General features: G+C 75.0%; 13 protein-coding genes. 11 read left to right on the forward strand and 2 right to left on the reverse strand.

What is annotated here, in order from left to right:
• Positions 1-106 precede the first annotated feature (106 nt).
• The 9 genes from QSK22_RS21915 to QSK22_RS21955 all read left to right on the forward strand — a co-directional run bounded on the left by QSK22_RS21915 (position 107) and on the right by QSK22_RS21955 (position 10,041).
• Positions 107-1,051: an alpha/beta hydrolase gene (locus QSK22_RS21915; RefSeq protein WP_285496161.1), complete on the forward strand. Its 945-nt coding sequence runs from the start codon at positions 107-109 to the stop codon at positions 1,049-1,051.
• The gene (locus QSK22_RS21920) at positions 1,044-2,213 is read left to right on the forward strand and encodes an acyltransferase family protein (protein WP_285496162.1); all 1,170 of its coding nucleotides are present in this window, start codon (positions 1,044-1,046) and stop codon (positions 2,211-2,213) included. The genes QSK22_RS21915 and QSK22_RS21920 overlap by 8 nt, the downstream gene beginning before the upstream one ends.
• Before the next feature lie 247 nt (positions 2,214-2,460).
• On the forward strand, positions 2,461-3,411 hold the full coding sequence (locus QSK22_RS21925; RefSeq protein ID WP_285496163.1) for an alpha/beta hydrolase: 951 nt from the start codon (positions 2,461-2,463) through the stop codon (positions 3,409-3,411).
• A gap of 87 nt (positions 3,412-3,498) precedes the next feature.
• A complete protein-coding gene (locus tag QSK22_RS21930) occupies positions 3,499-4,680 on the forward strand; it encodes a PucR family transcriptional regulator (RefSeq protein WP_285496164.1) in 1,182 nt (393 codons plus the stop codon).
• Between the two features lie 220 nt (positions 4,681-4,900).
• On the forward strand, positions 4,901-5,818 hold the full coding sequence (locus QSK22_RS21935) for an ACP S-malonyltransferase (protein ID WP_285496165.1): 918 nt from the start codon (positions 4,901-4,903) through the stop codon (positions 5,816-5,818).
• A complete protein-coding gene (locus QSK22_RS21940) occupies positions 5,815-6,795 on the forward strand; it encodes a beta-ketoacyl-ACP synthase III (RefSeq protein WP_285496166.1) in 981 nt (326 codons plus the stop codon). The genes QSK22_RS21935 and QSK22_RS21940 overlap by 4 nt, the downstream gene beginning before the upstream one ends.
• 53 nt (positions 6,796-6,848) lie before the next feature.
• Positions 6,849-7,100, forward strand: coding sequence for an acyl carrier protein (locus QSK22_RS21945; RefSeq protein ID WP_285496167.1), 252 nt, complete (start codon positions 6,849-6,851; stop codon positions 7,098-7,100).
• A 134-nt stretch (positions 7,101-7,234) separates the two neighbouring features.
• Positions 7,235-8,545: a beta-ketoacyl-[acyl-carrier-protein] synthase family protein gene (locus tag QSK22_RS21950; protein WP_285496168.1), complete on the forward strand. Its 1,311-nt coding sequence runs from the start codon at positions 7,235-7,237 to the stop codon at positions 8,543-8,545.
• Between the two features lie 47 nt (positions 8,546-8,592).
• Entirely contained in the window at positions 8,593-10,041 is a 1,449-nt protein-coding gene (locus QSK22_RS21955; protein WP_285496169.1) for an acyl-CoA carboxylase subunit beta, read from the forward strand.
• Between the two features lie 159 nt (positions 10,042-10,200).
• Here the strand turns inward: QSK22_RS21955 and QSK22_RS21960 are convergent, their stop codons facing one another.
• Both QSK22_RS21960 and lnt read right to left on the reverse strand, forming a co-directional pair.
• Positions 10,201-10,695, reverse strand: a complete 495-nt coding sequence (locus QSK22_RS21960) for a DUF3145 domain-containing protein (protein WP_285496170.1) — start codon at positions 10,693-10,695, stop codon at positions 10,201-10,203.
• Between the two features lie 196 nt (positions 10,696-10,891).
• Positions 10,892-12,313 carry an apolipoprotein N-acyltransferase gene (lnt, locus tag QSK22_RS21965; RefSeq protein WP_285496171.1) on the reverse strand — a complete coding sequence of 474 codons (1,422 nt, stop codon included), beginning with the start codon at positions 12,311-12,313 and terminating at the stop codon, positions 10,892-10,894.
• A gap of 179 nt (positions 12,314-12,492) precedes the next feature.
• On the opposite strand from lnt, the gene QSK22_RS21970 reads away from it, so the two are divergent.
• The gene (locus QSK22_RS21970; protein WP_285496172.1) at positions 12,493-13,680 is read left to right on the forward strand and encodes a S8 family peptidase; all 1,188 of its coding nucleotides are present in this window, start codon (positions 12,493-12,495) and stop codon (positions 13,678-13,680) included.
• Complete coding sequence (locus tag QSK22_RS21975; RefSeq protein ID WP_285496173.1) at positions 13,661-14,236, forward strand: RNA polymerase sigma factor; 576 nt, start codon at positions 13,661-13,663, stop codon at positions 14,234-14,236. Before QSK22_RS21970 ends, QSK22_RS21975 begins: the two co-directional genes overlap by 20 nt.

Below are 14,236 nucleotides of genomic sequence, written 5' to 3' on the forward strand. Positions count from 1 at the left end.
ACCGGGGTGTGAGGCGGCAAGACGGCTCCGCGGTGTGATCCGCGCGACGGCCCGCGATTCCTAGCTTCCTGCTCAGGATCAGCCCCTGACCAGGAAGGACGCCCCCGTGCGCAGCCCAGCCCCCCGAAGGTTCCTGGCCGTCGGCGCGGCCCTGGCCGCGGTCGCCGCCCCGACCGCAGGGACGGGCCCCGGCCCGTACGCGCCGCCGCAGGCCCGGCCGCCGCTGTCCTCCGCCGCGCTCGACGCCCGCTACGCCGCCGTGCGCGGCGACATCCGGCGGGCGTACGACACCGCCCGCGCCGTGGGCGACGGCCCCCGCACCGAGGCGCTCAGGGCGTTTTTGGCCCCCGGCCGCCGCTTCCTGGCGTTCGACGCGCGCGGCCACGGCAGGGCCGTCGAGGTCGTCGGCGACCTGGCGCGGGCCGAACGGGTCGCGGTCGTGGTGCCCGGAGCGGACGGGCGGCTCACCAACTTCGACGACCCCAAATGGGCCGGCGGCGGCGCACGCGCCGTCTACCGGCAGGCGCGGCAGGTGGCGCCCGGTGTGCGCCCGGCGGTGGTGGCCTGGCTCGGGTACGACTCGCCCTCCATCACGAGCGCGGCGGTGCTCACCCCGGGACGGGCCGCCGACGGCGCCCGCGAGCTCCAGCGATTCGTGGCCGGGCTGCACGGAATCAACGGGCGCGCCCGGGTGGCGCTGCTGTGCCACAGCTACGGCTCGGTGGTGTGCGTCCAGGCGGCCGGTGCGGTGCGGGCAGAGGACATCGCGCTGTACGGCAGCCCCGGTGTCACCGCCTCCTCGGTCGCCGACATGCACACCGGCGCGCGCGTGTGGGCGGGGCGGGCCGGTGGCGACTGGACCCGGTACGTGCCGAAGCTGCAGGTGGCCGGGCTCGGCTTCGGCCCGGACCCCGTAAGCCCTTCCTTCGGGGCGCTGCGCTTCGCCGCCGGGGCGGGCACGCACAGCGAGTACCTGCGCCCCGGGTCGGTGTCACTGCGCAACCTGACGTTCATCGCGCTCGGCCGCATCTCCGAGGTGACCCATGCGTGACGCGCGGCGGCCGGGCCTTGCATCCCGCATCGAGGCGGCGACACCGCCCGACCGCGACCGCGCCGTCGACGCACTGCGCGCGCTGGCCATCCTGGGCGTGGTGCTGGGGCACTGGTGCGTCACCGCGTTCGTGTCCACGGGGGACGGGCGGCTGCGGGTGACCAGCCCCCTGTCGGCGATGCCGCACCTGGCGCCGGTCTCCTGGGTGCTGCAGACGCTCGCGGTGTTCTTCCTCGTGGGCGGCTACACGGCGGCGAAAGGGCACCGCGCCGGACAGCCGTACCTGCCGTGGGCGCGCCGCCGCCTGGCGCGGCTGGCGCGTCCCGTGCCCGTGCTGCTGCTGGCGTGGGCGGCGGCCATGCCCGCGTTGGCGTGGGCGGGCCTGCCGTCCGGCACGCTGCACGCCCTGTTGAAGCTGGTGCTGAGCCCGCTGTGGTTCCTGGGCGTGTACGGGACGCTCACCGTCCTCACCCCCGTGGTGGTGATGCTGTGGAACCGGCTGGGCATGCGGGGCCTGCTGTTCCCTCTGGCCGCGACCGCGCTCATCGACCTGGGCCGGTTCGGTCTGGACGCGCCCGCCTGGATCGGCTGGGGCACCGTGCTGACCGGTTGGCTCGTGCCGTTCTACCTGGGGGTGGCGTGGGCGCACGGCGCCTTGGCCCCGCTCCGTGCCGGCTGGGTGCTGCTGGCCGGTGGCGCCACGGCTGCGGCCGTGTTGGTGCTGTGGGCGGGATACCCGGCGAGCATGGTGGGGGTGCCGGGCGCCGAGGTGTCCAACTTGAACCCGCCCACCCTGGCGGCGATGGCGTTCGGCATGGCGCAGTGCGGTTTGGCGCTGCTGGCACGCGGGCCGCTCACGCGTCTGACGCGGCGGCCCGGGGTCTGGGCCGCGGTCGCGCTGGCCAACCTGTCCGCCATGACGATCTTCCTGTGGCACCAGACGGCCATGATGTCCGTCACCGTGGCGGCCGCGGCGGCCGGCGGCCCGCTGCCCGGGCTGCACACCGTCCCCGACCGGGCGGCGTGGATCCCCGTCCGGCTGGCGTGGCTTCCGGTCTTCGCGCTCGCCCTGGCCGTGCTGTGGGCCCTGGCGCACCGGTTCGAACGGCCCCGCCCGCACCGAGCCAACCCCGGCGCCGTCCCGTACATCACACAAGAGTGACCCGGGCAGCGGAGCACTGCGGTGAACGCGCGGGGCAGACGGACACGCACGACGACCCCCGGATGCGCGGAGCACCCTCCCCCATCCGGTAGAAAGACGTACCATGCCGCCACGAGCTGCGGAAACGCGACCGTCCCCGCCTGCCGGACGGTCCTGCGAAGCGTCCCCGGACGCGCCGCCGGACGATCCTCCGGCCGCGTCCGGACGCAGTGTCCGGCGGCGCCTGCGCCGGGCCCTCGCCTGCACCGTGACGATCTGCGCCCTGCTGCTCACCAACGCCGGAACCGGCCACGCCGACCCCTACGCCGCCCCCGGCCCCGCCCCCGTGCTCGCCCCGTCCACCCTGGACGCCCGCTACGCCACCGAACGCCGCGCCATCGAGCAGGCCCTCGCAACCGCCCGCGAGGTGGGCGACGACGAACGCGCCAGGGCGCTGGGCGCGTTCCTGCAGCCGGGCAGGCGGTTCCTGTACTTCGACGCGCGCGGCGACGGACGGGCCATCGAGGTAATCGGCGACCTGACACGCGCACGACGCGTGGTGCTCCTGGTCCCGGGAGCCGACACGACGCTGTCGTATTTCGACGACCGGGCCGGCAAGCCGTGGTCCACCCCCGCGGGCGGGGCACGCGCGATATGGCGGCAGGCGCACACGGTGACCTCCGACCCCGGCATCGCGGTCGTGGCATGGCTGGGGTACGCGGCGCCGCGCACGTTCAGCAGCGACGTACTGACCGACGAGCGGGCCGGGCAGGGCGCGGCGTCGCTGCGCCGTTTCCTCCGCCGGCTGCACCGCGTCAACAGTCACGCCCATGTGGCGCTGCTGTGCCACAGCTACGGCTCGGTGGTGTGCGGACGCGCCGCCCTGGCCGGATCCGGCACGGCCGGGGACGCCTGGCGCAGCGTCACCGACATCGCCCTGTACGGCAGCCCCGGCACCACGGCGTGGTCGGCGAAGCGCCTGGGCGGCACCGCGCGCGTGTGGGCGGGACGCGGTTCCGCCGACTGGATGCAGGACGTGCCGCACGTGCGCATCTTCGGCATCGGCCTGGGCCCCGACCCCGTGTCGCCCGAGTTCGGCGCCCGCGTGTTCGACGCGGGCGGCAGCGGCCACAGCGACTACCTCGCCCCGGGCTCGCCGTCGCTGCGCAACCTCACCTACATCGCTCTGGGACGTCCCCAGGACGTCACCCGGGGCTGACCCCCGCGTCCGTTACCGGCCGGTCCAGGCGCCCTCGGAGGGACCGGTGAGCATGGACACCTCCCAGGTGGTGGCACCCTTGGGGAGGTGGACAGCACCAACGAGGCCGCCCTGAGAGAGCAGACCACGCTGCGTTTGGAGAAGGCCATGGGGTCCTTCGGGACCGCCGCACTGGCCAAGATGGAGCAACAGCTTCCGTGGTTCCGGCGCATGCCCCCCGAGCAGCGCTCCTGGATCGGGCTGGTCGCCCAGGCGGGCATCGCCGCGTTCGTGGAGTGGTTCAAAAGCGCCGAACGCACCCGCCCCGCCATCGCCGGCGAGGTGTTCGGCACCGCCCCGCGCGACCTGATGCGGTCGATAAAGCTGCAGCACACCATCGACATGATCCGCGTCATCATCGACGTGGTGGAGACGCGGCTGGACGAGCTGGCCGCGCCCGGCGGCGAGGCGCAGCTGCGCGAGGCGATCCTGCGCTACACCCGCGACGTGGCGTTCGGCGCCGCCCAGGTGTACGCGCGCGCCGCCGAGACGCGCGCCGCCTGGGACGCCCGCCTGGAGGCGCTGGTGGTGAACGCGGTGCTGCGCGGCGAGGTGGACGACGGCATGCACTCCTGGGCGGCCGCCCTCGGGTGGACGTCCAAACCCGTCACCGTCATCGCCGGGTACACCCCCGAGGACGAGGAGCCCGAGGTCACCATCGACCAGATGCAGCTGGCGTCCCGCCGCGCCCGGGTCGACGTGCTGGCCGGCGTGCAGGGCCGCCGCGTCATCGTCATCGTGGGCGGCGCCGCCGACCCGCTGGAGGCGTCCCGCCCCATCGCGGCCAAGTGCGGCCCCGGCCCCGTCGTGGTCGGCCCGCAGGTCGGCGACCTGTACGACGCCACCGTCTCGGCGCGCGCCGCGCTCGCCGGGCTGCGCGCCGCCGCCGGGTGGCCGGACGCGCCGCGCCCCGTCCTGGCCGCCGAGCTGCTGCCCGAACGCGCCCTCGACGGCGACGAGGAGGCCCGCCGGTACCTCGTCGAGCAGGTCTACAACCCGATGTGCGCGGCGGGCGCCCCCTTGCTGGACACCCTCACCACCTACTTGGAGCAGGGCTCGTCGCTGGAGGCCACGGCGCGGCTGCTGTTCGTCCACCCCAACACCGTGCGCTACCGGCTGCGCCGCGTCGCCGAACTCACCGGGCTGACGCCGACGGACGGCCGCAACGCCTTCACGCTGCGGATCGCGCTCGTCCTCGGCCGCTTCAGCCAACGCCCCCCGCGGACCTAGCCCACGCCCTGCACGATGCGCTGCCCGACGTCCTGCCCGATGCGATGCCCGATGCCCTGCCCGATGCGATGCTCGATGCCCTGCCCGATGTGATGCCCGCCCTTTCCCCGGGCATGACGTCTGATTCTCCCGCCTTGTAGGGGTCGTACAAAGGGCCCCGGCGAAAGTTGGTCGCGATCGGCATCGGCACCGCGGAAGGCCAGAGGGAAAGCTGGGGCGTGTGATTCTCCTCGCCTCGCCCGGTCAGGGCGCCCAGACCCCAGGATTTCTGAGTCCGTGGCTTGAGGTACCCGGTGTCGCCGACCGCCTGGCATGGTGGTCCGCGGTCACCGGGCTCGACCTGGTCCGCTATGGGACCGGCGCGGACGCCGAGGAGATCCGCGACACCGCCGTGGCCCAGCCGCTGCTGGTCGCCGCGGCCCTGGCCGCGTTCGAGACGCTGTACCAGGGCGGCGACCGGCCGGACGCGGTGGCCGGGCACAGCGTCGGCGAGCTGGCCGCCGCCGCGATCGCCGGGGTGCTGTCGCCGGAGGCCGCGCTGGTGCTGGTGCGCGAACGCGGCCGCGCGATGGCCGAGGCCGCCGCCGTCACCGAGACCGGCATGACCGCCGTGCTCGGCGGCGACCCCGACGAGGTCCTCGCCGCCATCGAACGGCACGGCCTGACCCCCGCCAACGTCAACGGCGCCGGACAGATCGTGGCCGCCGGGACGGTGGAGCGGCTCGCCGCGCTCAAGGACGACCCGCCGGCCGGGGCGCGGCTGCGCCCGCTGTCGGTGGCGGGCGCGTTCCACACCGAGCACATGGCCCCGGCCGTCGACACGCTGCGCCGCCTGGCGCCCGGTGCGCCGGTCGCCGACCCCGCCGTCGCGCTGCTGTCCAACCGGGACGGCGCGGTGGTGCGCGACGGCCGCGACTACCTCGGCCGCCTCGTCGAGCAGGTCAGCGCCCCCGTCCGCTGGGACCGCTGCATGGCGACCATGCGCGAGCTGGGCGTCACCGCGATCATCGAGCTGCCGCCCGCCGGCACGCTCACCGGCATCGCCCGGCGCGAGCTCAAGGGTGTGGAGCTGCTCGCCCTGAAGACCCCCGGGGACCTCGACAAGGCCCGCGATCTGATCAAGGCGCACACGTCATGACGGCCGCCGAGAGCTTCACGCTGCGCCTGCCCGAGGGCGCGCCCGGCGCCCGCATCGTGGCGTTCGGCGACTACCAGCCCGCCCGGGTCGTCACCAACGACGACCTGGCCCGGATCGTCGACACCAACGACGAGTGGATCCGCACCCGCGTCGGCATCCGCGAACGCCGCATCGCCGCGCCCGACGAGACCGTCGGCGACATGGCCGTGCAGGCCGGCGGCAAGGCGCTGGCCGCCGGCGGCGTGTCCCCCGAGGACATCGACCTGGTGATCGTGGCGACCTGCTCCTACGAGACGCCCATCCCCAACCAGGCCGCCCGCGTCGCGCACCGGCTCGGCATCAAGGCCCCCGGCGCGTTCGACCTGAACGCCGCCTGCGCCGGGTTCTGCTACGCGCTGGAGACCGCCGCCTCGGCCGTGCGCACCGGCACCGCCCGCAACGCGCTGGTGGTCGGCGCCGAGAAGATGTCCAACTGGATCGACTGGAACGACCGTTCGACCTGCATCATCTTCGCCGACGGCGCGGGCGCGGCGGTCGTCACCGCCGCCGACGAGCCGGGCGTGGGCCCGGTGGTGTGGGGCAGCGCCGGCGACCTGGCCGACAAGATCGTCGTGGCGGACCGGCAGTCGTTCATCCGGCAGGAGGGCCAGGCGGTGTTCCGCTGGGCCACCACCGCGGTCGCGCCCGTCGCGCTGGCCGCCTGCGAACGCGCCGGGGTCGCCCCCGAGGAGCTGGCGGCCCTGGTGCCGCACCAGGCCAACCTGCGTATCGTTGACGCGATCGCGCGGCGGCTCAAGGCGGTCAACGCCGTGGTGGCCGACGACATCGTCCACTCCGGCAACACGTCGGCGGCGTCCATCCCCATGGCGCTGTCGCGCATGATCGAACGCGGCGACGTGCCGTCCGGCGCCCCGGCCCTGCTGGTCGGGTTCGGCGCCGGGCTGTCCTACGCCGCCCAAGTCATCCGGATTCCCTGACGTACGCGGGGCCCGACCCGACGACGATCCGACCACAAAGGAGAGCACACACCATGGCAGTCGCCACCGAGCAGGAGATCCTGGCCGGCCTCGCCGAGATCATCGACGAGATCGTGGGGATCGACAAGTCCGAGGTGACCCCCGAGAAGAACTTCGTCGACGACCTGGACATCGACTCGCTGTCGATGGTGGAGATCGCGGTGGCCGCCCAGGACAAGTTCGGCGTCGAGATCCCCGACGACCAGCTCAAGGACCTCAAGACGGTCAAGGACGTCGTCGTCTACGTCCAGAACCTGCAGCAGTAAGGCCGCCGGCGGCGGGCGGCGCGGCGCGCACCGGAGGGGGTGCCGCCGCGCCGCCGGCCGCGTTCCCGACTCCGGCGCCGCCCGCCGCCCCGTGGAGCCGCCCGCCTCCCCCAGTTCGCTAGGAGCACTCTCAAATGAGCACTACCCAGACCAAAGTCGTGGTGACCGGGCTCGGTGCGACCACACCGCTCGGCGGTGACGTGCCGTCGACCTGGTCCGCGCTGCTCGCCGGCGAGTCCGGGGTGCGCATGCTGGACTGGGAGAACGTGGACCGGCTGCCCGTCCGGTTCGCCGCGCAGCTGGCCGTGGAGCCGTCCGAGTCCATCCCCAAGGCGCAGCTGCGCCGCCTCGACCGCTGCCAGGCCATCGCGCTGATCGCGGCGCGCGAGGCGTGGCGGGACGCCGGGTTCGCGCCGCCCGTCAAGCGCAAGGGCGGCAAGGACGCGGCCGCCGAGACCGGGGTCGAAGGCGGCTTCCAGGTCGACGGCGACCGGCTCGGCGTGGTGGTCTCCAGCGGCATCGGCGGCCTGCACACCGCCCTCAACAGCTACGACACGTTCCTGGAGAAGGGCTGGCAGCGGGTCACGCCGTTCACCGTGCCGATGCTGATGCCCAACGGCTCCTCCGGCCACATCGGCATCGAGTTCGGCGCCACGGCCGGGTCGCACGCCTTGGTCAGCGCCTGCGCGTCCAGCGCCGAGGCGGTCGGCTACGCCATCGACATGATCCGCGCCGGCCGGGCCGACGTGGTGATCTGCGGCGGCACCGAGGCGTGCATCCACCCGCTGCAGATGGCCTCGTTCGGCGTGATGCGGGCGCTGTCCACCCGCAACGACGAGCCGCAGCGCGCCTCCCGGCCCTACGACAAGAACCGCGACGGCTTCGTGCTCGGCGAGGGCGCGGCCGTGATGATCCTGGAGTCGGAGGAGCACGCCCGCGCCCGCGGCGCCCGGGTGCACGCGATCGCCGCCGGCTGCGGCTACTCCGCCGACGCCTACGACATCGTGCTGCCCGACCCGTCCGGCGCCGGGCAGGCCAAGGCGATGCGCCGCGCGCTGGCCGACGCCGGCCTGCAGCCCGAGGACATCGTCCACGTCAACGCGCACGCCACCTCCACCCCCGCCGGCGACATCGCCGAGCTGACCTCCATCAAGGCCGCGCTCGGCGAGGAGGCGGCGCGCAAGCTGTGCATCACCGCCACCAAGTCGATGACCGGCCACCTGCTGGGCGGCGCCGGCGCACTGGAGTCGATCTTCACGATCCTGGCGCTGCGGGAGGGCGTGGTCCCGGCCGTCGCCAACCTGGAGGACCTCGACGACGAGGCCGACCTGGACATCGTGCGCGGCGAGCCGCGCAAGCTGCCGGACGGCCCGGCCGCCGCGCTCAACAACTCGTTCGGCTTCGGCGGCCACAACGTGTCGGTCGCCTTCCAGCGCGCCGTCTGACGACCGCCCCGCGAACCTGGCCCGCCGACACAAGGAGCTTTACGGACGTGACTGTGCTCGACAACCGGGTCGTGGACCCGGCCGCCACCGCAGCCCAGCAGGAGGCCGATCCGCGGCATCCGCGGACACGGCTCACCGCGCTCTTCGACGAGGGCACCTTCCGTCCGCTCGCCGGCGCCCCGGGCGCGGACGACGACAGCGGCGTGCTCGCCGGGCAGGGGCGGATCGAGGGCCTGCCCGTGGTGGCGTTCGCGTCCGACCCGCGCTTCCAGGGCGGCGCCATGGGCACCGCCGGGTGCGAGGCCATCGTGGCCGCCTACGACCTGGCCGTCCGCGAGCGGCTGCCGATCGTCGGGCTGTGGCACTCCGGCGGCGCCCGCCTGGCCGAGGGCGTGGAGTCGCTGCACGCGGTCGGCACCGTGTTCGCCGCGATGACCCGCGCGTCCGGCGTCGTCCCGCAGATCTCGGTGGTGCTCGGCGCCGCCGCCGGGGGCGCCGCCTACGGCCCGGCGCTGACCGACATCGTGGTCCTGTCCGAGGGCGGCAAGATCTTCGTGACCGGTCCGGACGTGGTCCGCTCGGTCACCGGCGAGGAGATCGACATGGCGGGGCTGGGCGGCCCCGAGCCGCACTCGCGCAAGTCCGGCGTGGTGCACGTGGTCGCCAAGGACGACACCGAGGCCATCGCGCAGGGCCGCAAGCTCGCCGTGCTGCTCGGCCACCAGGGCCGGGTCCGCAGCGGCGACGTCGAGGAGCGCGACTTCTCCGACGTGCTGCCCGACAGCCCCCGGCGCGCCTACAACGTGCAGCCGCTGGTCAAGGGGGTGCTCGACGACACCGCCACGGCGGTCGAGCTGCACCCCAAGTGGGCGCCCAACATCGTGACCACGCTCGGTCGGCTCGGCGGCCGCACCGTCGGCGTGATCGCCAACAACCCGCTGCGGCTCGGCGGCTGCCTGGACGCCACGTCCGCCGAGAAGGCCGCCCGGTTCGTTCGGATGTGCGACGCGTTCGGGGTGCCGCTGGTGGTGCTGGTGGACGTGCCCGGCTACCTGCCCGGCGTCGGACAGGAGCACGGGGGCGTGGTCCGCCGCGGCGCCAAGCTCCTGCACGCCTTCGCCGAGGCGACGGTGCCGCGTGTCACCCTGGTGACCCGCAAGGCCTACGGCGGCGCCTACATCGCGATGAACTCCCGCTCGCTGGGGGCGACCCGCGTGTTCGCCTGGCCGACCGCCGAGTTCGGCGTCATGGGCGCCGTCGCCGCCGTCCGCATCCTGCACCGCCGCAAGCTGGCCGCGGTGCCCGAGGAGGAGCGCCCGGCGCTGGAGGCCGAGCTGGCCGCCGAGCACGAGCGCATCGCCGGGGGGCTCGACCGGGCCCGCGAGCTCGGCGTCGTCGACGAGGTGATCACGCCGACGACCACCCGCGCCGCCCTGGCCCGCGCGATCGCCGAGGCGATCCCGGCGCGCGGCGCGCACGGCAACATCCCGCTCTGATCCAGCGTCTCCGCGATGGCCCGGCCCCGGTGCCGGGCCATCGGCATGTCCGGACTCCGCCGGCGGGCGGGGGACGGCGGGCGGGAAAACGTTACGCGCGGCCGCTCCGGGGGTGGAGCGGGCCGCGCGTGCGGTCAGACGATGCCCGGGGCGTGCGGATCACACGGCCGCGTGCAGCCAGCGGACGGGAGCGCCGTCGCCCGCGCGGCGGAAGGGCTCCAGCTCGTTGTCCCAGGGGGTGCCGAGCAGGCGCTCCAGCTCGTGTTCGAGGTTGGCCTTGCCGACGGCGGCGTTGGCCATGACGCTGCGCAGCCGGTCCTCGGGGATCATGATGTCGCCGTTGGCGCCGATCACGCCCGTGAACACCCCGAGGGACGGGGTGAAGCTGTAGCGGACGCCGTCGCACCCCGGCGTGGGATCCTCGGTGACCTCGAACCGCAGCAGCTTCCAGCTGCGCAGCGCGGACGTGATCCCCGCCGCGGTGCCGGGCCTGCCCTCCCAATGGAGTTCGGCGCGCAGCGTCCCCGGGGCGGCGGCTTGGTCGGCCCATTCCAGCGAAACGGGCACGCCAAGAACACCTGCGACGGCCCACTCGATGTGCGGGCTGAGCGCAGGCGGCGCTGAGTGGACGTAGAAAACGCCACGTGCGGTCACCGGACCTCCTGGATCTGTACCGAGGCTCGTCTTCCCCTACGGCCTCGTAAGTCCCAGGACGCGTTCCGCGTCCATCATTCTGCATCATCGGCACCGGAGACACCACTGCACGACGCCTGTTCGCCGAAGCAATGCGGCCGCGCGCGCCCGTCCCGGGTCGCGGCCGGCGACAGGCCGCGACAGGTCCGGGGGCGGGTCAGGGGGCGGGGCGGCGGCGCGCGGCGGCGAGCACGACGGCGGCGGCCGTGACCAGCACGGCCAGATGCCCGACGTAGTCGCCGTAGCGGTCGTAGGGGGTGCGGCTCGCGGCGGGCGGGACGCGCAGGGTGACGACGACGGCGCCGCGCCGGTCGGTGTCCAGCCGGCCCAGCCGCCTGCCCTGGGCGTCGTAGGCGGCCGAGACCCCGGTCAGCGCGGCCTGCACGGCGGGCCGTCCGGTCTCGGCGGCGCGGACGGCGGCGAGGGCGACGTGCTGTTCCGGCGCCCAGCTGTCCTGGAAGGTGGACGTGGACGACTGGTAGACCAGGATCTGGGCGCCGTGCCGGACGACGGCGCGGCCGAGGTCGGGGAAGGCGGACTCGAAGCAGATCAGCGGCCCGATCGTCACGTCGCCCGCGCGCAGGGCCACGGCGCCGGTGCCGGGGACGCGGTCCTCGCCCGCGGCCCGGCTGACGAGGGTCAGCCAGCCGAACGCCGGGCGCAGCGGGATGTACTCGCCGAACGGCACCAGCCGCGTCTTGACGTACCGCCCTTCGGGCCCGTGCGGGCCGAGCAGGATCGCGCTCTTGGAGATGCGGCCGGCGGCGTCGCGGGCGTCCTCGTTGACCAGCAGCCGGCCGCGCGCCGCCAGGGCGGCGACGTCGGGGCGGCGGGCGAGGTCGAGGCCGACGCTGCTCTCCGCCCACACGACCAGGTCGGCGGGGGGCAGCCCGGCGGTGATCCGCTCGCCCGCCGCCAGCCGGGGGCCGGGGCCGCGGATCACGCCGGGCTGCACCAGCGCGACGCGGACGGCGCGTTCGGCGGGCGGCGCGGGCCGGAGCGCGAACACCGCCGGGCCCGCCAGTCCGATCGCCGCGGCGGCGGCGAGCACCGCCAGTCGGGCCCGTGGGAGCAGGAGGGCCAGGGCCACGGCCGTGTTGGCGGCGACGAGCGCGAACGACACCAGCCACACGCCGCCCACGGCGGCCAGGGCCAGTATGGTCGGGTGCCGCCATTGGGACGCCCCCAGCAGCGCCCACGGGCCGCCCAGGCGCGGCCAGGAGCGCACCAGTTCGATGACCAGCCACACACTCGGCACCACGACCATGGCCAGGAGGGGGTGCTCGGGTACGAGACGCCGTACGGCGGCGCCCCATCCCGCCCACATCGCGCCGAACACCACCGCGACGAGCAGCAGCCCGGGGCCGATGTTGGGGAGCGTCCAGTAGAGGGCCGCCAACAGGAAGCCGGCGCCGAACCACCAGCCGCGCAGTGCCGCCTCCCGTACGGTCGGTGCGCGGCTCATCAGCAGGATGCCGGGGACGAGCACCACCCACGCCAGCCACCCCAGGTCGGCCTCGGGGAAGACGACCAGTGTCAGCGCCCCCGCCGCCAGGCTCGCCGCCCGGGCGCGCGTCACCCGCGCAGGCGCCCCCCATCGCGGCCTCTGTCGCGGCGGCTGTCGCGGCGTCGGTGCGCGTTCCGGGGCGCGGGTCTGCCGGCGTCCGAGCACACCTCCAGTAAGACACCGCCGTTCGGTGAACGCCACTCCGCGCGTTTTCAATGACACAGAGTGCTCCTTGGGGCACACTCAGTTAAATGTTCGACCAAGATTCCTGTCTTGAGCGTCTACTCGCCCGGCATGACGACGCCGTCGTGGTGGAGGCGGTGCCCGGCCGCCCCGCCCTGATCCGGCGCGATGAGCTGCTGGTCGCCCCCCAGGACGCGCCCGCCGTGGCGGATCTCGTGCGCCGCTGGCACGACTCCGGTGAGGACGACTACGGCGTGCACAGGATGCGGCTGCGTCCGGCCGCGCGTGTGGACGTGTGCGAGCTGGCGTTCCAGCTCGCCGGCGACCGCCGCCACCGGGAGCTGGCCGTCGCCCCCAACCACCTGGTGCAGGGCCAGCCCCTGTGGTGGTCGGGCCCCGCCGACCTGGCCCGTCCCACGGGCCCGGTACCCGCGCCCAGGCCGCGTCCGGCCGCCCGGGAGATGACGGTCGCGGTGCTGGACACGGGCCTGTCCCCCCACCCGTGGTACGACGGCGCCGACTGGTACGCCGGGCAGCGCGACGAGGTGGCGGAGGTGCTCGACGCCGACCTCGACTGCGAGCTGGATGCGCAGGCGGGGCACGGCACGTTCATCACGGGGGTGGTGCTGCGGTACGCGCCGTCGGCCCGCATCCGCGCGGTGCGGGTGCTGGGCGGCGACGGCGTCGGCGACGAGCTGGACGTGGTGCGCGCGCTCGCCCGGCTGGCCGCGTGGGGCCGCGCCGACGTGGTGAACCTGTCGCTGGGGTGCCACACCTTCGACGACCGCCCCTCCCCCGTGCTGTCGCGGGTGCTGGCGCAGCTGCGGTCGGCGCCGCGCCGTCCGGTGGTGGTGGCGTGCGCGGGCAACACCGGCGGTGAGCGGCCGTTCTGGCCCGCCGCCGCCAAGTCGGTGATCTCGGTGGCCGCGCTGGACACCCGGCGGGGGCGCGCCGACCGCGCGTGGTTCTCCAACTACGGCTGGTGGGTGGACGCGTGCGCGCCCGGCGTGGACATCGCCAGCTGCTTCGTGCGGTTCGGGGAGTTCGACGGCTACGCGCGCTGGAGCGGCACCTCGTTCGCCGCGCCGGCGGTCGCGGGGATGATCGCCGGGCTGGCCGCCCAGGAGGACGTGCCGGCGGCCGAGGCGGCGCGGCGGGTGCTGGATCCGGCCCGTGCGCACACGCTGCCCGACCTCGGCGTGGTGGTCGGGCCGTCGGCACGCGACGAGGTCCAGCGTGAGCCCGCGGGCGTCTGAGCGGACGTGCGGGCCGCCCCGGGCGGAGGCGGCGCCGCCCGAGGAGCTGGTGGGGCGGGCCCGCGGCGGCGACGGCGACGCCTGGGCGGCGCTGACCCGGCGCTACACCGGCATGCTGTGGGCCATCGCCCGCTCCCACGGGCTGTCGCAGAGCGACGCGGCGGACGTGGTGCAGACCGCGTGGCTGCGCCTGGTCGAACGTCTCGACGCACTGCGCGATCCGCGGCGGGTGGGGGCGTGGCTCGCCGTCACCACGGCTCGCGAGGCCGAACGCGCCCGCCTCCGGTCGGTGCAGTGGCCGCCCGACGGGGCCGTGCGGCCTGCGGCGGCGGAGCGCACACCGGAGGGCGTGTGGACCGCCAGGGAGCGCCTCCGCCGCGTCGCGGGTGCGCTGGAGGAGCTGCCCGAGCGGTGCCGGCGACTCCTTCGGCTGTTCGCCGCGTCCCCCAGTTACGCCGACGCGGCGGCGGCCCTGGGGATGCCGGTCGGCAGCATCGGCCCCACCCGTGCGCGGTGCCTGTCCGCGCTGCGCCAACGCCTCGGAGACGACTTCTGA

It is taken from the genome of Actinomadura sp. NBRC 104425 (assembly GCF_030269545.1).
Lineage (GTDB): Bacteria > Actinomycetota > Actinomycetes > Streptosporangiales > Streptosporangiaceae > Spirillospora > Spirillospora keratinilytica.